Consider the following 17,564-nt stretch of genomic DNA (forward strand, 5'->3'; position numbering starts at 1 on the left):
AGCAAGGCTTGGAACAGGCCGCTCATACATTTGGGATCGTCAGATCGCTGAATCTCACAGGCGCATCTGTCGATATCACCATCGACTGCCTTGTTATGGGGGCTTTCCGCAGCTCTACATAAGAGCGTTCGGTGTTAACCAACATTTTCGACAATATCGACCCGGTGTTGGTTAAACAATAAATTTGACGCAGCCACTCGTACGGAGAGACCCGTAATCTCAAGTTGAAGAACCTAAGATAGGATATATCATCATGGAGATATCTGAGGAGCTTCAGACAGTGTATTCCGCGACTGTCGAGGTACAGGACGGAGAGTACTATCTGTTGGTACCAGCCCGAGAAATCGAGATAGGATCGCTCGAAGTCGAGGAGTCTGTCCGTGTAGCGCTACTACCGCCAGCGTCGTCAACAACCATACAAGATGATGCCGCATCGAGCCTAGAACCGCAGACGGAACCTGATGAGTCAACTGGACCGCCAGTTTCTGAGGGTGAGACCCGAGAGGTCGACATCGAGAGTATTGGCGATCGGGGGGATGGCATCGCGAAGGTGGATCGTGGCTACGTAGTGATCGTTCCGGATACAGATCTCGGTGAAACGGTCACTGTCGAGATCGAGCAAGTACAGGATAACGTTGCGTTCGCCACGGTCGTTGATCGAAACCTTCGCCAGACCCAATAATTCAGCTTGACACTAAGTTGGTTGGTATTGACCGCTCAGACGTGATTTGCTTGATGCTGTTTAAGATTCGATCTCGGCCTCGGCGCCATCAATCTCAATGATGTCACCGTCCCCGACGTCCAACGCTTCACGGAGCTCTTCGAGATGTGTGTCAGCCTCCTCCCGGAGCTCCTTCGCTGTCGGCAGATCGACTGCTCCGTCCTCAAGCGTTTCTGCGATCTCCTCGAGTCGCTCGATCCGCTCTGCGATGTCGACATCATCCTTGTTCATATCCGATGGTTGGCCGGGGCGGTATTGAATATCCGGCTTCTGTCACAGCACGCCGGCAGCCCACAACGCGATACCAAGCAACAGGAGGGCGATAAGGATGAACACGGCTATCCGTAGCTTCTGGGCTTGCTGCTGTGCCGCTTGGATGTCTGTGCTCGTCTTGATGTCTTGATACCCCCGTTCGATCCTGCGTTCGAGGGCCTCAATCTCTCGCTGGACGTGCGTCTCGTACGCTTGGTCGATCCGTGCTTCGAGGCCGGCGACACGACCGCGAGCTGCGTTGGCCGTCACAGCCTCCGTCTCTGCGGCGTGTTCCACCTCTTGGAGGGCGTTCTCGATCCGTGAATCGAGCTCGTCGAGCCGAGCTGACGTGAGTGTCGCGTAGACGGCGTAGACCCGCTGTTCGAGATCAGCGGCGCGCTGAATCTGCGCTCGTCGATTGTCTGCTGCTCGTTCGATACTGACGATCGCGTTGTCGATTCGACGGTCGGTAGCGTCCAAGCGGTCGGTGACAATCGCCTCGTACCCAGTTTCTAGTCGGCGTTCGAGTGCGACTACCTGGTCACGGACAGCACGCATATCAGGCGTCGCCACGACTCCTGCCTGAGTCGGCGTAATCGCCGCTTTGTCTGCGACCCGTTCGACCAGTGTCTCATCGTCCTCATGGCCGATCGCGACGATTGTGGGCGTCTGACAGTCCGCAATGGCCCGGACGACGGGCTCTTCGTTGAAACACCACAGCGTGTCGTCTGCGCCGCCACCACGGGTGACGACGATACTATCGATGTCCGGATCTTGGTCGGCTTGCCGAATTGCGCCGACAAGCGACGGCACCGCGTTGGTGCCCTGAACCGTTGCGCCGAAGAATGTGAGCGTTACTCCTGGTGCGCGTCCCCAGGCCGCCTCCCGGAAATCTTCCCGTGCCGATCCCGTGAGTGAGGTGACAATTCCGATATTCGACGGAAACGACGGCACCGGCTGTTTGCGATCGTCCGCGAAGAGGCCCTCATCGGCCATTTCAGCACGTAATGCTTCTAATTCCTGAGACCGTTCAGAGTCGCCGACCGGCCAGTAGTTTTTGACGTTGAGCTGGGTCCGGCCGCCGTCTGTGTAGAAATCGACGTTCGCACGGACGATCACCTCCTCGCCCTCTGTGATATCCTCCTCAATCCGATCACGGTACGATGACCAGATGATACACTGGATTGTTTCGTCGCCGTCGACGTCACGTAGCGTGAAGAACGTTCCATACCCCTTCGCTGTCGCATCCGATACTTCGCCGACGACATACGTAGGAAATCGATCCGAAGCGGACTCGAGGGTTGCCGCGATCTCGTCGTTGAGCCGGGCTACTGACCACGCCGTTTCATTGGCTTCCGCGTGCCCACTACCAATCTCATCGTCAACGGCCATTCGCTCACGCCTATGACAGCAGGTGGTTTAGTTTATGGGCTTGCTCTGTCGTGTCGACTCAGCCACCCCCTGCCGGAGGCTCAGGGGCACCGCTGTTTCAGTCGGACTCACGTCGGGTTGGCCACCCCATGTGGCTATAGTCCCTGCGCGATATTCCCGACTATGACAACGCCAATCCATGAACGGCCGGGTGACCTGCTGTCCGAACTCATCCAATTTGAGACGGTAATTAAGTCGCATCAGTGGTTGGATTTACTGGTCTCAGCGGGTGTCTTTCACCGACTGACGAGACTTCGCCGGTGAAATTGCTTTACATCATGGTGACGAACAACGTAGATCACGAACAAGAGATCGAATTAGAGGTCGTCACAAAAAGTAGTCCTGATTTCAGCGTAACTGTAGAAATGCCACCGGTCGGGACAGAGTCTTCGGAAGTCCCCGGCACAACGCGTCGTGTCGTCGTGCGTCGTGTTAACTTAAGCATAATTCCACCAGACGGCGTGGGCTTGCAACCACGTTTCCGCGGTCGGCGGATCGACGTGGCTGAAACAGTTTGAAAATGAAGAGATCCGCCGTTCTACTTTTCTAAAGACACGTTCGACAGAATTTCTATAGCCGTGTTGTTCGACGCGGTAGCTGTAGTTTTCGCGGCGAAGCCCACCGATCAGATCGTCTGCGTCATCGACGAGAAACAGCGCGTCTTCGACATCGTGTTTCTCAGCTAATGCAGTGAGAAATTCTCGTGCGATCGGAATCGTATACGTCGGAAACAGCCGCGAATGAAGGATTCTGTTCGTTTTAGGATCGACGGAAGCGTACAGCCAGTACTGCTCGTCGTTGATCCGGATCGCCTTCTGATCGACCGCAACGTGATCCGGTTCTTCCCATCAGCTGGCTGTAGATTGGCTTTCTGTACCCAATTGTGAACAGCAACACGACTTCGTTGGACACCCAATTCCTCAAGAAAAATAACTGTATTCGAGAGTGACAATCCAGCGAGATGGTGGCGAATACCCTTTTCAATGATCTCGCGGGGTGTCCGCTCTCGCTCCACAAACTCCAAGTCGATCTACTCGGTACGCTCGGTGAGGCGGGCGGTTTTCGGCATAGAGCACTGAATCCTCGTCCCGCCTCTTCCTTAACTTAACACCGCTCCCCGTCGCGGGGACATGTTTATGAACGAGTATGATAGATTTTGGACGACATGGTGGAAGCTGAAGTCCACGTCATCGACCGCGGCGGGCTGAACTGCGACATGAACTACATGATGGAGGCGAACACCATCGGGAGCCACGACGAGCCGAATCCCAACACCGAGTACGGGGAGATCCCGGTGTGGAACCTCGTCATCGACCACCCCAAGGGGACGATCCTCTGGGACACCGGATCGCACCACGACGCCGCCGACGGCCACTGGCCGGAGGGGCTCGTCCAGGCGTTCTACCCACACGACGCGAGCGAGCACCGCCTCGACGACGACCTGGAGGCGGCGGGCTACTCGCTCGACGACATCGACGCGGTGTTTCAGAGCCACCTCCACCTCGACCACGCCGGCGGCCTGGAGTTCTTCGCGGGCACCGACACGCCCGTCTACGTCCACGAGGAGGAGCTGAAGTTCGCCTACTACAGCGCGAAGACCGACGAGGGGAGCAGCGCGTACGTCCTCGACGACTTCGACCACGACCTGAACTGGCGGGTGCTCCACCGCGACCGCGAGGAGCACTTCACCGACCTCGAATTCGTCCGCTTCCCCGGCCACACGCCCGGGCTCACCGGCTCGGTACTCCACCTCGACGACGAGGGGACACTCGTGTTCACCGGCGACCAGGTATACATGGACGAGAACTACGAGGCGGGGACCCCGCTCGGCGGGCCCCTCGTGTGGGGGAAGACGGAGTGGGCCGAGAGCCTGAACCGGATCCGCGAGCTGGAGCGGCGCCACGACGCCGAGGTCGTGTTCGGGCACGACCCCGACCAGTTCGCGGCGATCCAGCCGGGGTGGGGAGTGTGAGCTACGAGCGCTCCGTCTCCGCCGAGCCGCACGAGCTCTCGCCCGAGGCGGTCTGGGAGGTCCAGATGCCGGCGGTCCGCGTCGGCGCGGGCGCGGCCGACGAGCTCGGCTACCAGCTGGGACAGCTCGGGCTCGACGGCGACGAGCGTGGGCTGATCGTCACCGACTCCGACCTCGTCTCGCTTGGCCACGCCGACCGCGTCGCCGACGAGCTGGCCGCCGACGGGTTCGACGTGGACGTGTACGACGGCGTCGAGCGCGAGCCGAGCGTCGAGGCGGTCGGCGAGTGCATCGCGTTCGTCCGCGAAGAGATGGGCGACGACGGGTACGACTTCTACCTCGGGCTCGGTGGGGGAAGCTGTATGGACACCGCGAAGGCGACCCGGGCCGTCATCGCGAACGGCGGCGACGTGCTCGACTACGTGGCCGCGCCGACCGGCGCGGGCGAGGACCTCACCGAGTCGGGCCCGCCGCTGATCCTGCTGCCGACGACGGCGGGGACCGGCTCCGAGATCTCTCCCGTCGCGATCCTCTCGGTGCCCAAGAAGAACATCAAGGAGGGGATCTCCAGCCCGCACGTCCGCGCCGACGCCGCGGTTCTCGACCCGACGCTCACCACGACGCTGCCGCCGGACCTCACGGCGAAGACCGCGATGGACGCGCTCGGCCACGCGATCGAGGGGTACACCACCCACCGGTACGACGACCTCCTCCGGCCGGAGGATCCCGCCGATCGCCCGGTGTACGCCGGCCGCACCGGCTTCACAGAGATGTTCAGCGAGAAGGCGATCGACCTGCTCTCCTCGAACGTGCGTCGCGTCGTCAACAACGGCGACGACGTCGAGGCGCGCGGCGCGATGCTGAAGGGCGCGCTGTTCGGCGCGATCGCCGGGCTCACGGCGGGCGCGAGCCTCGCGCACGCGATGGCGTACCCCGTCGGCAACAACTATCACACCTATCACGGGGAGACAATCGCGGCGCTCACGCCCGCGAGCACGCTCGGCTACAACGTCGCCAGCGACCCGCCGCGGTTCGCGACGGTGGCGGAGATGCTCGGTGCCGACACCTCGGGTATGAGCACCCGCGAGGCCGCCGACGAGGCCCGCGAGGAGTTCGTTCGCCTCCAGCGCGACCTCAACGTGCTCCCGAGCGGGCTCAACGAGCTGGCCGGAATCACCGACGACGACATCGGCGTACTCGCCGAGAGCACCGTCGAGAGCCAGCAGCGGCTGCTCCGGTGTAACCCGCGCCCCGTGACGAAGGAGGACGTCGAGGCGGTGTTCCGGGACGCGCTGTACAACTGGGAGTGAGGGGATCGACCGACGGCGGGCGAGCGGCAAGCCGTGATCGAGTACGGCGGTCAGTGCTCGGCGACCGGGACGAACGGCTCGAAGTCGTCGACGTTCCGGGTGACGACCGTCATCCCCTTCGCGTCGGCGACCCCGGCGATGAGCAGGTCCGCCGCGGCCGCGTCGGCGGCCCGTCGCGTGTGGTCGTCGGACCGGAACAGGTCCGCCTCGAAAGCGCTCGCCGCGGGGGCGTGGTCGCCCGTGATCGACACCACGTCGAGCCAGTCGAACGCGGCCGCGAGTCGCTCCGGGTCGAACGAGTCGTCGAGACGGAGGCCGACCGCGACCTCCTTGTAGTTCATCGCGGTCGTCGCGAACTCCTCTTCCTCGTGCACTTCGAGGAACCGCCGAACGTCGTCGGAGCCGCCCAAGTAGTCGATCAGAAAGGTGGTGTCGAGCAGATACCGCGTCACGCGGACCCCCCGACGTTGCCGTCGTTCACGTCGTCGAGATCGTCAGCGTCGTCGTCCTAGCGAGCCTCGTCGACCGCGCCCGCGAGCCGATCGATCGCCGCGGTCTGTCGCTCGGTCGCGGACTCGTCGAAGCGCTCCCGCGACGCGGCCGTGGCCTCGCGGAGCGAGTCGGCCTCCTTGGCCGACAGCGACCCGAACCCGTCGCGCCAGTCGCCCTCGCTCTCGTCGATCAGCCGATCGATGAGGTCGGTGAAGCTCTCGTCGTCGCGCTTCCGAGCGCGAAGCCGCTCGTACACCTCCTCGCGGACGCCGATCGTTTTCGTTGCCATCTCGTGTTTGTGTCTGTGTTTGTGTGTTTAAAGCCTGTCTCCGCATTCTGCTGTGGAACAATTTCTACTTGGTACAGTGAGAGAGCAAGGATCAGAAACCCAAAAAGAATAACGACCCCGATGACTGGCGCGACAGCACGATTGTCGTCTATTCTTGATGTGTTGATTAAGCGTCCACTCATTGTGGATTCATCTGAACACGCTGTGTATCCTCTACCGACGGCCAGATGGCTAGTCGAATATCTGCAGGGTTCGGAATGATATAGAGGAACCAGTACGCTATCATAAGATGATGAAGATAGTACGGATCAGCGATTTTAATCTGTTGCCAAATACCGGTTTGAATAGCGATGACAGCAGCCACGCCGCCGACAAATAGAGGGGCAAGTGCAATCATCCGGAGTGTGGCTTTTGCCGGCAGTCTCTCAAAATCAAGGCGAAGTCGGAACGGGACCCATGAGGTCTGTTCAATCGAAAGCGGGCAGGCAATCCGAGCGACTGCTAGGTGGGTCAGTTCGTGGAGTCCTATCGCAAGAACCGGGAAACAGATAGCAAGAAAGATTGCTTGAACTTCAGCCATATCAAGTCACTATTTGCTAAGAATTTAAATCTGGTACTGAGATTTGACGTTCATGATAATCAGATACAGTACCATATTTTGGTCTTACAGCCCCTATCGACATGTAGTCCGCCCAAACAGGTGACTGCCCACAAGCAGTTGAGTCGCTATCTCATATCGAGACGATGCGTGTCACGCTCCGTCGCTTTCGCTACTGACGTTCGAGAACTTCAAGCGCCTCGCTAAGTCGTGAGATGTACTCGTCAGGTGGGAACCGCCACCGGACCTGTCCACTCATGTGAGCTAGCGGGAGTACGTGGGTATTGACCGGTTCGGAGATGCGGTGGAGTATCCCGTGGATGGCCATGATACTCTCTGGGTCGGCATCCGTCTCCATGACGGGCTCCGGCGTGGTCGAGCGTCGGAGTGCCGGCCACGCGTTTCCGCCGAAGGTGATCACAAGATCCGGATCCAACGCCCGGAGTTCTTGCTTGAGTAAGTGTTGATACGAGGCGCGCTCGGCGGTCTACTCGACCCAGACGGTCTTGCGGTTGACGAACTCCGTGATCCCGGCCTCGGAGAGCTCCCGACCGTAGCCCGAGTCCTTGACGCCGCCGAAGGGGACACGCGGGTCCGATTTCACCAGCTGGTTCACGTACACGCAGCCAGCGTCGACGCGGCTCGCCACGCGCTCCCCGCGGTCGCGATCCTCGGTCCAGACACTTGCTCCGAGGCCGAACTCCGTGTCGTTCGCCCTGGCGATCGCCGCCTCCTCGTCGGTGACCTCGTACACCGTGGCCACTGGTCCGAATGTCTCTTCGGTGTCAACGGGACACCCCTCGGGAACGTCGGTCAGGACGGTCGGCGGATAGAACACCCCCTCTCGGTCGAGCGGTTCGCCGCCGGCCACGAGCGTCGCGCCGGCGTCGACGCTCGCGGCGACCTGCTCGTGGAGGTCCGCCATGAGGTCCGCCCGCGCCTGCGGCCCGACATCGGTCGCCTCGTCGGTCGGGTCCCCTACGACCAGCCCGTCGATCTCGTCGACCAGCGCGTCGAGGAACTCGTCGTACACGTCCGCGTGGACGACGAACCGCTTCGCGGCGATGCACGACTGCCCCCCGTTCAGGTTCCGCGCCCACGCGCCCGTCTCGGCCGCGGCCGAGACGTCGGCGTCGTCGAGGACGACGAACGGGTCGCTCCCGCCGAGTTCGAGGACGGTCTTCTTGAGTTGATCGCCGGCGCTCGCCGCGACCGCGCGGCCGGCCGGACCGCTCCCGGTCAGCGTCGCGGCCCGAACCCGGTCGTCCGTCAGGAGGTCGTCGACGAGGTCCGACGGGATCAGAAGCGTCTGGAAGACATCTTCGGGGTACCCGGCCTCCCGGAACACCTCCTCGATCGCGAGCGCGCAACCGGGCACGTTCGACGCGTGCTTGAGGATCCCGACGTTCCCGGCCGTGAGGTACGGCGCTGCGAAGCGGAACACCTGCCAGAACGGGAAGTTCCACGGCATCACCGCGAGAACCGGGCCGAGGGGCTCGTGCTCGGTTCTGACCGTAGAGCCCGGCGGGCTCGGGTGGTGGTCCGCTTCGAGGTACGCGCTCGCGTGTTCGGCGTAGTGGTCGCAGACCCACGCGCACTTTTCGACCTCGCCGACCGCCTGCGAGATCGGTTTCCCCATCTCCCGCGTCATCGTCTCCGCGTACTCCCGCTTGTTCTCCCTGAGCACGTCGGCCGCGTTCGCGAGGAGGCGCTCTCGGTCTCGGATCGACCGGGTCCGCCACTCCTCGAACGCCCCCGCCGAGCGGTCCAACGCCTCGGCGACATCGGCTTCGTCGTGTTCGTCGTACGTCTCGACGCGCGCCCCGGTTGCCGGATTCACGACATCCATGTCGAATGGGCACGACACACAGGCATATTAACATTGGTCACGCCGAGGAACTCACGACCAACTGGGTTTCGCGCACGCCGTGTGTGCCTCAGATCCTGATAAAGGCGGGTAATAGGGGCGTAATACGAGAAATATAGCCCCACGTGTGTCACGGACCTACACATTTATGTAGTGAGCGATACTCACGGATGATTGTTAACAATGGAAACCAGAAATGGAAATGCCGAAAACAAGCATAACCGAAACAACGACCGGGGGGCGGGTTCGGCGAGCCGATCGCCAATCGGCCGGCGGCGTTTCCTACAGGCCGCCGGCGCGGGGACGGCGGTCGCGCTCGCCGGCTGTTCGGGCGGGGGCGGCGACGGCGGCCCCGTGACGCTCGGCGCCGCGTACATCCTCTCCGGGTTCGCGTCGCTGTACGGCGAGGAGGCCGAGCGCGGGATCGATTTCGCGCAGGCGGAGATCAACGACAACGGCGGGATCGACGGGCAGGAAGTCGAAGTGCTCGTCCGCGACACCGAGGCGAGCGGCGACACGGCGATCCAGCAGATCCGCAGCCTCGTCCAGGAGGACAACGTCGACGGGCTGTTCGGGCTCGATTCCAGCGGCGTCGCGCAGGCCGTCGCGCCGCAGATATCGCAGCTCCAGATACCGTTCATGATCACGCACGCGGCGACCCCGTTCGTCACCTCGCCGCAGGGCGAACACGAGGACTCCGTCGGCAACGAGTACGTGTTCCGCGACTCCAACAGCCTCGCACAGGACATCTACGGGGCCGCGCGGGTCGCCGAGGAGCTCGACGCGACCGAGTGGGCCACCATCGGGCCGGACTACGCGTTCGGGTACGAGACGTGGGACTACTTTCAGGCGTACTGTAACGGGCTCGGCGTCGAAGCCGAGTTCACGGCCGAGCAGTTCCCGGCGCTGGCGACGAGCGACTACACGCCCTTTATCAGTTCCATCCTCGACGCCGACCCGGACGCGGTTCTCACCCCGCTGTGGGGGGCGGACCTCACGACGTTCATCGGACAGGCCGAGGACGCGGGCTGGTTCGACCAAATCGACCACACGCTGTTCAGTGTCGGGATGGGGACGGACTACCCGAGCGACGGGAGTCCGCTCCCGGAAGGGGAGTACGCCTCCACCCGGTACGACCCGTTCGTCCCCGACACCGAGGCGAACAACTCGTTCCGCGAGGCGTACTACGAGGAGTACGAGTCGCTCCCAACGTACAACGCCGAAGGGGCGTACCGCGCGCTCCACCTATACAAGGAAGCGATCGAGTCCGCAGGGAGCACGGAGGCCGGCGCGCTCGTCGACGAGTTCTCCGGCATGGAGCACTCGGGCCCGGTCGGCGACTACCGGTTCAGCGAGACGAACCAGGCGACCGTCGGGTCCATCTGGGGCACCGTCACGTACGACGACGAGTGGGAGAGCAACGTGCTCGATCCCGTGAACCGGTACGAGGCCGGTCCCGACGTGCTGTCGGAAGCGCTCGGCGACTCCGACCTCCCGACGGGTATCTAAGCCCGTCGCGATCCCATGAGTCTCACATCCCTCGTTCCGCTGATCGGTATCTCCGACGTTGTCATCGGGCTGAGCCTCGGCAGTCGCCTCTTCCTGATCGCCGTCGGGCTGAGCCTCATCTTCGGCGTGCTCGGCGTGCTCAACTTCGCGCACGGCGGGTTCTATATGCTCGGGGCGTACGTCACCCTCGCGGTCGTCTCGAACGTCGTCGACAACTTTTGGCTCGCCGCGCTCGCGGGCGCCCTCGCGGTCGGCGTCGTCGGCGCCGCGATCGAGCTCTCGGCGATCCGCCGGCTGTACGAGCGGGTCGACTCGGACCTCGACCAGCTTATCGTCACGTTCGGCTTCGTGCTCGTGATCCACGAGACGGTCCGGTTCGTCTGGGGGTCGGGGTCGTACTCGATCGATCCCCCGGACGCGTTCAACTTCTCCGTGTCGCTCGGCGGGAGCACGTTCAACGCCTACCGGCTGGTCGTCATCGGCCTGGCCGTCGCCGTGCTGATCGGGCTCTGGCTGTTCATCACGCGCACATACTTCGGATCGCTGGTCAGAGGGACATCCTCCGACCGGGAGATGGCGGCCATGCTCGGCGTCGACGTGCCGCGGCTCTACACCGGGGTCTTCTTCCTCGGCAGCGTGTTGGCCGGGCTCGGCGGCGCACTGTCGGCGCCGCTCCAGGCGACCAGCCCGGCGCTCGGCGACCAGGTGATCATCGACGCGTTCATCGTCGTGGTCATCGGCGGGCTCGGGTCCATGGGCGGCGCGTTCGTCGGCGCGATGCTCATCGGCATGATGCAGAGCCTCGGCCCGCAGTTCGTCAGCGCGGGCAGCATCGCGATCCCGTTCCTGGCGATGGTGATTGTGCTCCTGATCCGTCCAGAGGGGCTGTTCGGGGGGATCGGTGAATGAGCGCGACCGACACCGGCGGCCGGGTCAGCCGGTTCGGCTCGGCCGTCGCCGAGGGGTGGACCCGCGAGCGGTTCGGCCTCCTCGGCGCTGTCGCGCTCGTCACGATCGCCTTCGGGCCGCCGTTCCAGGTGTACCTGTTCACCGACTTCCTCGTCGTCGCGCTGTTCGCGCTCGGGTTCAACCTGCTGTACGGCTACACGGGCCTGCTCTCGTTCGGTCACGGCCTGTTCTACGCGGGGGGCGCGTACGGGATCGCGATCGTGTTGCGGGACCTCGGCCCGGTGATCGCCGACGTCGTCGGCGCCGGGATCTCGCCGCTCGTTACGTTCGTCGGCGGCGGCGTCGTCGGCCTCGCGCTCGTCGTCGTCGTGGCCCTCCCCGTCGGGTGGCTCAGCGTTCGGCTCGAAGAGATCTACTTCGCGCTGATCACCCTCGCGTTCGGGATGTTGGGCTACTCGCTGATCATCCAAGACCCCGCCGGGCTAACGAACGGGACCGACGGGATCATCGTTCTGCTCGGGACCGTTGACCTCGGCGGTGCGAGCGTCCCGGTCGGCGGCCGGCGGGTCTACTACGTCATCTCGGCCGTCACCGTGGTGACGGCGACGTACGGCGTCTGGCGCGTCGTCAACTCCCCGTTCGGAACCGTCTGTAAGGCGATCCGCGAGAGCCCCGACCGCGCGGCCGCGCTCGGGATCGACGTCAGACACCACCGCTGGATGACGTTCATCCTCTCGGCGATGATCGTTGGCGTCGCCGGCGTGTTGCGCGCGGGACTCGCGAGCGTCGCGTCCCCAGGGCTCACGCACTGGTCGACGAGCGCGATCGCGGTCATCGCAACCGTGATCGGCGGCGCAACCTACTTCTCCGGGCCGATAGTCGGCGCGTTCGTCTTCCTGTACATCCGGTGGGCGATCAGCCGGTTCCCGACGCTCGAAGCGTACTGGGAGCTGTTCTTCGGCGCGCTGCTCATCGCCGTCGTGCTGTTCTTCAAGCAGGGGGCCGTCGGCGGCCTCCACCTGCTCCGCGATCGGCTGGTCGGTGACGGCGGTGCCGGCGGGTCGGACCGAGGGGGCAGCGGCGCCCTCAATGCCAACGCGAACCCGACCGCGTCGGACGGAGCGGCCGAATCGGGCGATGACAACGCGCAAACGGACGGAGGTGACGCCTCGTGACGACCGTACTCAAGACCGAAGATCTTCGCAGACAGTTCGGGGAACTGACCGCCGTCGACGACGTTTCAATCGGGATTGACGACGACGCGATCACCAGCATCATCGGCCCCAACGGGGCCGGGAAGACCACCTTCTACAACCTGCTGACGGGGGTGCTTCAGCCGACGGCCGGGTCGATCTGGCTGCGGAGCGGCGACGGGGACGACCTGACCGACATCACCAGCGCAGAGCCGCACGAGGTGGCGCAGGCGGGGCTCTCCCGGTCGTACCAGATCACGAATATCTTCGAGGGGCTCACCGTCCGCGAGAACGTGCGGGTCGCCCGGATCAGCCACGACGGGTCCCGGCTCGACTTCCGCTCGCGGGCGACCGGCGACGAGTCGGTCGAGGCCGACGTCGAGGAGCTGCTGGAGCTCACCGGGTTGACCGACATCGCGGACGCAGCCTGCGACACGCTGAGCCACGGCGAGAAGCGGACCGTCGAGATCGCCTTGGCCCTCGCCATCGAGCCGAACGTGTTCCTCATGGACGAGCCCACCGCGGGGATGAACCCGACGGAGGTGTCCGAGATCGTCTCTCTGATCCGGGAGCTCGACGCGGACCTTGACGCCACGTTCGTCGTGACGGAGCACAACATGGACGTCGTCACCGACATCTCCGACCGGATCGTCGTGCTCGCCGAGGGGTCGATCCTCGCCGACGGGACGCCGGAGGACGTGTTGGCGGACGAGCGAGTGACGGAAGCGTACCTAGGGAGTGACAGCGTATGACAATACTCACCGTCGACGACATAAACACGTACTACGGCAACAGCCACGTCCTCCACGGCGTCTCGCTGGAGATCGATGAGGGGGAAGTGGTGACGCTGCTCGGGCGAAACGGTGCGGGGAAGACGACGACGATGCGCTCTATCATCGGCGCCTCGCCGCCGCGGTCCGGGTCGATCACGTACCGCGGCGAGGAGATCGCGGGGCTGTCGTCCGACGAGATCAACGGGCTCGGGATCTCGCTCGTGCCCGAAGACCGGCGGGTGTTCCCTACCCTGACCGTTCAGGAAAACCTCCGCCTGGCGCACAACCTCGCGAGCGACCCGCGGCCGGTCGAGGAGATGTACGAGCTGTTCCCGGCGCTCGACGACCTCCGGGACAGCAACGGACGGAACCTCAGCGGCGGCGAACAGCAGATGGTATCGGTCGCTCGGGCCCTAGTCCAGGCGCCCAACCTGCTGTTGCTCGACGAGCCGACCGAGGGGCTCGCGCCGGTGATCGTCGACGACCTCGAAGAGATCGTCCAGACGGTGGTCGACCAGAACGTCACGGTCCTGTTGACCGAACAGAACGTCGACTTCGCGTTCGGGCTCGCCGAGCGAGGATACATCATGGACACCGGCGAGATCGTCTTCGACGGCACCGTCGAGGAGATCCGGGAGCGCGAGGACCTCCTCGAGACGTACCTTTCCGTTGGGACCGCCGATGCCTGAGGACCTCACGCTCCGCCCGTTCTTCTGGCGGGCGACGCGGCTCTTCCCGGAGACGGAGGTCGTCTCCCGCACCCACGACGGGACCAGCCGGTACACGTACGCCGACTTCGGCGACCGCGTCCGTCGGCTCGCGACCGCCCTCGATGACCTCGGCGTCGAGCCCGGCGACCGCGTCGGGACGCTCGGGTGGAACACGCACCGACACCTAGAGGCGTACTACGCGGTCCCGCTCTCCGGCGCGCAGCTCCACACGGTGAACCTCCTGTTACAGGACGACAACGTCGAGTACATCGTCAACGACGCCGCGGACGACGTGCTGGTCGTCGACCGCGAGGCCGTGGCGGTCCTCGACCGCCTGTGGGACCGGATCGAGGGCGTCCGCGAGGTCGTCGTCATGGACGACGCGGTCCCGGAGACGGAGGCGGACCTGCCGCTGTGGGCGTTCGAGGAACTGATCGCGGACGCGGACCCGACGGCGTCGTGGCCGCCGCTCTCCGAGGACGACCCGGCCGGGATGTGTTACACCTCTGGGACGACCGGGCGGCCGAAGGGCGTCGAGTACACGCACAAGATGCTGTACGCCCACGCGATGATGGTGATGACGCCCGCCGCGCTCGACATCGCCGAGGAGGACGTGGTGATGCCGGTCGTCCCCATGTTCCACGTGAACTCGTGGGAGTTCCCGTATGCCGTGACGATGGCGGGCGCGAAGCAGGTGTATCCGGGACCCTCCCCGGACCCCGCGGACCTCGTCGAGCTGATCGAGGCCGAGGGCGTGACGCTCACCGCGGGCGTCCCGACCGTCTGGATCGACGTGCTCGACCACTTGGACGAACACGGCGGCGACCTCTCCTCGCTGGAGCGCATCGTCGTCGGTGGCAGCGCCGCGCCGCGAGAGGTGATGCGGCGGTACGAGGACGAACACAACGTGACGATCGAACACGCCTGGGGGATGACCGAGACGATGAGCATCGGCTCGGTGTCGCGGCCGAGCGCCGGAACCGCGGACGGCAACCACGAGGCGGCCCTCGACAAGCGGGCAAAGCAGGGGCTGCTCTCGCCCGGGCTGGAGATGCGGGTCGTCGGGGACGACGGCGAGCCGGTCGCGTGGGACGGCGAGGCGTTCGGCGAGCTGCTCGTCCGGGGGCCGACGGTCGTCGGCGAGTACTACAACCGCCCGGATGCCAACGAGACGGACTTCGTCGCGGCCGAGGACGGCGGCGCGCGCTGGCTCCGCACCGGCGACATCGCCACCGTCGACGAGGACGGCTACATTGAGGTCGTCGACCGCGCCAAGGACGTGATCAAGTCGGGCGGCGAGTGGATCTCCAGCATCGAGCTGGAGAACGCCCTGATGGCGCACGACGACGTCGCGGAGGCCGTCGTGATCGCGGCGCCGCACGAGCGCTGGCAGGAGCGACCGCTGGCGTTCGTCGTGCCGAAGGCGGACCGCGAGCTCGACGTGGACGCCGTCCGGGCGTTCCTCGAAGCGGAGTTCCCGCGCTGGTGGCTCCCGGACGACGTGAGGTTCCGCGAGGAGATCCCGAAGACCGCCACCGGGAAGTTCGACAAGAAGACGCTCCGAGAGACCGTCGAGGACCCGGCGCTGCCGTACGCGCCGGGCGACGGGGGTGGCGAATGACCGACGACGCGACGCCGGTGGGCGGAGGCGGGGCAGACGACCCCGCCCCGACGCCCGCCGACGCCCTCCCAGACCTCTCGGGGGAAGTGGCCGTCGTCACCGGCGGGGGACGCGGGATCGGCCGCGCGATAACCCTCGGGATGGCCGCCGCGGGGGCGACGGTCGTCCCCTCGGCGCGGACGGCCGCGGAGGTCGAGGGCGTCGCCGACGAGGCCCGCGATCTGGGCGTCGACGCGCGCGGGATCACCGCCGACGTGACCGACGACGACGACGTGGCGGCGCTGGTCGAGGAGACCGTCGAGGCGTTCGGCTCGCTCGACGTTCTCGTCAACAACGCCGGGTTCAACCCGGGGAACGCGCTCGGCGACCCAACGGAGGTCGAGGCGGACGCGGTCGACGGCGTCCTCGACGTGAACCTGCGAGGGGCGTTTCGAACCCTCCGGGCCGCCGGTCCGCACCTGCGCGAGGCGGAGGGGAGCGTCGTCAACGTCGCCAGCGTGGCGGGGGAGGTCGGTCTCCCGAGACAGCATCCGTACGTCGCGTCGAAGCACGGCCTCGTCGGGCTGACGAAGAGCGCGGCGATGGACTGGGCGCCGGACGTGCGGGTGAACGCCGTCGCACCCGGCTACGTCGCGACCGACCTGACCGAAACCCTTCAGGAGAACGACCGGCTCCGGGAGTCGATCCTGGACCGAACGCCGCTCGACCGCTTCGCCGAGCCGACGGAGATCGCCGGCCCGGTCGTCTTCCTCGCGAGCGACGCGGCGAGCTTCGTCACCGGCGAGACGCTCGCCGCAGACGGCGGCTGGACGGCGCGGTGAGCCGTCGGCGGCGGGGTCAAATCCGCTCGGTCTCGCCCTCGACGTAGGCGAGCGTCCGCGCCGCGAGCTCGGGGACCTGCGTCTCCATCTTCGGGTACAGCGGGTCGTCGCTGTCGTCGTTCAGGTGCCGCGCGAGGAACATCTCGCCGAGCCCCGCCATCTTGTACGCCGCGAGCGCGCGGTAGAACCGCTCGTGGACGAACTCGCGCCCCGTCGCCGCCTCGTAGCGAGCAATCAGCGCTTCGCGGGTCGGGTACCCCTCGCGGGCGGTGAACGTCGACATCAGGTCGGGCATCGCCGGGTCCGGGTCGCCCTCGTCGTGCCAGAACAACAGGAGCCAGCCGAGGTCGGCGAGGGGGTCGCCGAGCGTCGACAGCTCCCAGTCGAAGACGGCGACGACCTCGGGCGGCGTCCCAGGTCCGTACATCACGTTGTCGAGCTTGAAGTCGCCGTGAACGAGCGTCTCCGAGTGGTCGTCGGGGGCGTTGTCGGCGAGCCACTCGCCAACAGCGACCAGGTCGGGCACCTCCCTGACGGCCGCCGTCGTCTCGAAGGCCCAGTCGAGCTGGTCCGTCCATCGCTCGACCTGCCGGGCGGTGTACCCCTCCGGGCGACCGAACTCGCCGAGGCCGACCGTCTCGTAGTCGACGGCGTGGACCGCCGCCAGTGTGTCGACGATTTCGGCCCCGATCCGCTCGCGGGCGACCAGGTTGGCGAACCGCTCCGGCTCGGCGTCGCGCAACACGTCGCCGTCTGTCCGCTCCATGACGTAGAAGTCGCTCCCGAGGACCGCGGGGTTGTCGCAGGCGCGCAGCGTCGTGGGAACCGGAACCGCGGTGTCACCGAGCGCGTCGACAACGCGGTGCTCGCGGAGCACGTCGTGGGCCGTGTCCGCCGTCTCGCCGGGCGGCGGTCGCCGGATCACCAGCTCGCGGTCGCCCCACGTGACGAACAGCGTCTCGTTCGAGTGTCCCTCCGCGTGTCGCTCTAAGTCGAACGAGTCCGCCGGCCCGAACTCGTCTGCGAGGTACGCTCCGAGCGCGTCGGCGTCGACCAGCCTGTCGAGGTATTCGGGGTCGGTCACGTCCGACCTCCC

General features: G+C 65.2%; 18 protein-coding genes and 2 pseudogenes. 11 read left to right on the top strand and 9 right to left on the bottom strand.

Annotated elements, in window-relative coordinates:
• Both EXE50_RS12385 and EXE50_RS12390 read left to right on the top strand, forming a co-directional pair.
• Positions 1–122, top strand: a pseudogene (locus EXE50_RS12385) (IS1595 family transposase); the annotation flags it as partial.
• A gap of 131 nt (positions 123–253) precedes the next feature.
• Positions 254–682 (top strand): TRAM domain-containing protein, encoded by a 429-nt coding sequence (locus tag EXE50_RS12390; protein ID WP_137705203.1) that lies wholly within the window; start codon positions 254–256, stop codon positions 680–682.
• Positions 683–742: 60 nt separating this feature from the next.
• On the opposite strand, the gene EXE50_RS12395 is transcribed toward EXE50_RS12390, so the two are convergent.
• The 3 genes and pseudogenes from EXE50_RS12395 to EXE50_RS12405 form a co-directional block, all read right to left on the bottom strand.
• Positions 743–952, bottom strand: coding sequence for an exodeoxyribonuclease VII small subunit (locus tag EXE50_RS12395; RefSeq protein ID WP_077152451.1), 210 nt, complete (start codon positions 950–952; stop codon positions 743–745).
• Between the two features lie 42 nt (positions 953–994).
• Positions 995–2,365, bottom strand: coding sequence for an exodeoxyribonuclease VII large subunit (xseA, locus tag EXE50_RS12400; protein WP_137705204.1), 1,371 nt, complete (start codon positions 2,363–2,365; stop codon positions 995–997).
• A gap of 476 nt (positions 2,366–2,841) precedes the next feature.
• A pseudogene (locus EXE50_RS12405) lies at positions 2,842–3,434 on the bottom strand (IS6 family transposase).
• Between the two features lie 135 nt (positions 3,435–3,569).
• Here EXE50_RS12405 and EXE50_RS12410 point away from each other — a divergent pair.
• Both EXE50_RS12410 and EXE50_RS12415 read left to right on the top strand, forming a co-directional pair.
• Complete coding sequence (locus tag EXE50_RS12410; RefSeq protein WP_137705205.1) at positions 3,570–4,376, top strand: N-acyl homoserine lactonase family protein; 807 nt, start codon at positions 3,570–3,572, stop codon at positions 4,374–4,376.
• On the top strand, positions 4,373–5,686 hold the full coding sequence (locus tag EXE50_RS12415) for a hydroxyacid-oxoacid transhydrogenase (RefSeq protein WP_137705206.1): 1,314 nt from the start codon (positions 4,373–4,375) through the stop codon (positions 5,684–5,686). Before EXE50_RS12410 ends, EXE50_RS12415 begins: the two co-directional genes overlap by 4 nt.
• Before the next feature lie 50 nt (positions 5,687–5,736).
• Here the strand turns inward: EXE50_RS12415 and EXE50_RS12420 are convergent, their stop codons facing one another.
• The 5 genes from EXE50_RS12420 to EXE50_RS12445 form a co-directional block, all read right to left on the bottom strand.
• A complete protein-coding gene (locus EXE50_RS12420; protein WP_137705207.1) occupies positions 5,737–6,138 on the bottom strand; it encodes a type II toxin-antitoxin system VapC family toxin in 402 nt (133 codons plus the stop codon).
• A 56-nt stretch (positions 6,139–6,194) separates the two neighbouring features.
• Complete coding sequence (locus EXE50_RS12425; RefSeq protein ID WP_137705208.1) at positions 6,195–6,467, bottom strand: antitoxin VapB family protein; 273 nt, start codon at positions 6,465–6,467, stop codon at positions 6,195–6,197.
• A 178-nt stretch (positions 6,468–6,645) separates the two neighbouring features.
• Positions 6,646–7,047: a hypothetical protein gene (locus tag EXE50_RS12435; protein WP_137705210.1), complete on the bottom strand. Its 402-nt coding sequence runs from the start codon at positions 7,045–7,047 to the stop codon at positions 6,646–6,648.
• 190 nt (positions 7,048–7,237) lie between these two features.
• A complete protein-coding gene (locus EXE50_RS17575; protein ID WP_241982677.1) occupies positions 7,238–7,486 on the bottom strand; it encodes a hypothetical protein in 249 nt (82 codons plus the stop codon).
• A gap of 66 nt (positions 7,487–7,552) precedes the next feature.
• A complete protein-coding gene (locus EXE50_RS12445) occupies positions 7,553–8,914 on the bottom strand; it encodes an NAD-dependent succinate-semialdehyde dehydrogenase (protein WP_137705211.1) in 1,362 nt (453 codons plus the stop codon).
• A 201-nt stretch (positions 8,915–9,115) separates the two neighbouring features.
• Here EXE50_RS12445 and EXE50_RS12450 point away from each other — a divergent pair, with 201 nt between their 5' ends.
• The 7 genes from EXE50_RS12450 to EXE50_RS12480 are packed head-to-tail and all read left to right on the top strand — an operon-like array spanning position 9,116 to position 16,468.
• Complete coding sequence (locus EXE50_RS12450; RefSeq protein WP_137705212.1) at positions 9,116–10,441, top strand: ABC transporter substrate-binding protein; 1,326 nt, start codon at positions 9,116–9,118, stop codon at positions 10,439–10,441.
• 15 nt (positions 10,442–10,456) lie between these two features.
• Positions 10,457–11,350: a branched-chain amino acid ABC transporter permease gene (locus EXE50_RS12455; RefSeq protein WP_137705213.1), complete on the top strand. Its 894-nt coding sequence runs from the start codon at positions 10,457–10,459 to the stop codon at positions 11,348–11,350.
• On the top strand, positions 11,347–12,525 hold the full coding sequence (locus EXE50_RS12460; RefSeq protein WP_137705214.1) for a branched-chain amino acid ABC transporter permease: 1,179 nt from the start codon (positions 11,347–11,349) through the stop codon (positions 12,523–12,525). The genes EXE50_RS12455 and EXE50_RS12460 overlap by 4 nt, the downstream gene beginning before the upstream one ends.
• The gene (locus EXE50_RS12465; RefSeq protein ID WP_137705215.1) at positions 12,522–13,295 is read left to right on the top strand and encodes an ABC transporter ATP-binding protein; all 774 of its coding nucleotides are present in this window, start codon (positions 12,522–12,524) and stop codon (positions 13,293–13,295) included. Before EXE50_RS12460 ends, EXE50_RS12465 begins: the two co-directional genes overlap by 4 nt.
• Positions 13,292–14,005, top strand: coding sequence for an ABC transporter ATP-binding protein (locus EXE50_RS12470; protein WP_137705216.1), 714 nt, complete (start codon positions 13,292–13,294; stop codon positions 14,003–14,005). The genes EXE50_RS12465 and EXE50_RS12470 overlap by 4 nt, the downstream gene beginning before the upstream one ends.
• Positions 13,998–15,647: a long-chain fatty acid--CoA ligase gene (locus tag EXE50_RS12475; RefSeq protein WP_137705217.1), complete on the top strand. Its 1,650-nt coding sequence runs from the start codon at positions 13,998–14,000 to the stop codon at positions 15,645–15,647. Before EXE50_RS12470 ends, EXE50_RS12475 begins: the two co-directional genes overlap by 8 nt.
• Positions 15,644–16,468 (top strand): SDR family NAD(P)-dependent oxidoreductase, encoded by an 825-nt coding sequence (locus tag EXE50_RS12480; RefSeq protein ID WP_137705218.1) that lies wholly within the window; start codon positions 15,644–15,646, stop codon positions 16,466–16,468. Before EXE50_RS12475 ends, EXE50_RS12480 begins: the two co-directional genes overlap by 4 nt.
• Positions 16,469–16,484: 16 nt before the next feature.
• On the opposite strand, the gene EXE50_RS12485 is transcribed toward EXE50_RS12480, so the two are convergent.
• A complete protein-coding gene (locus tag EXE50_RS12485; protein WP_137705219.1) occupies positions 16,485–17,552 on the bottom strand; it encodes a phosphotransferase family protein in 1,068 nt (355 codons plus the stop codon).
• Positions 17,553–17,564: the final 12 nt, after the last annotated feature.

Source organism: Halorubrum sp. ARQ200 (assembly GCF_005435115.1).
In the GTDB taxonomy this organism is placed as follows: domain Archaea; phylum Halobacteriota; class Halobacteria; order Halobacteriales; family Haloferacaceae; genus Halorubrum; species Halorubrum tropicale.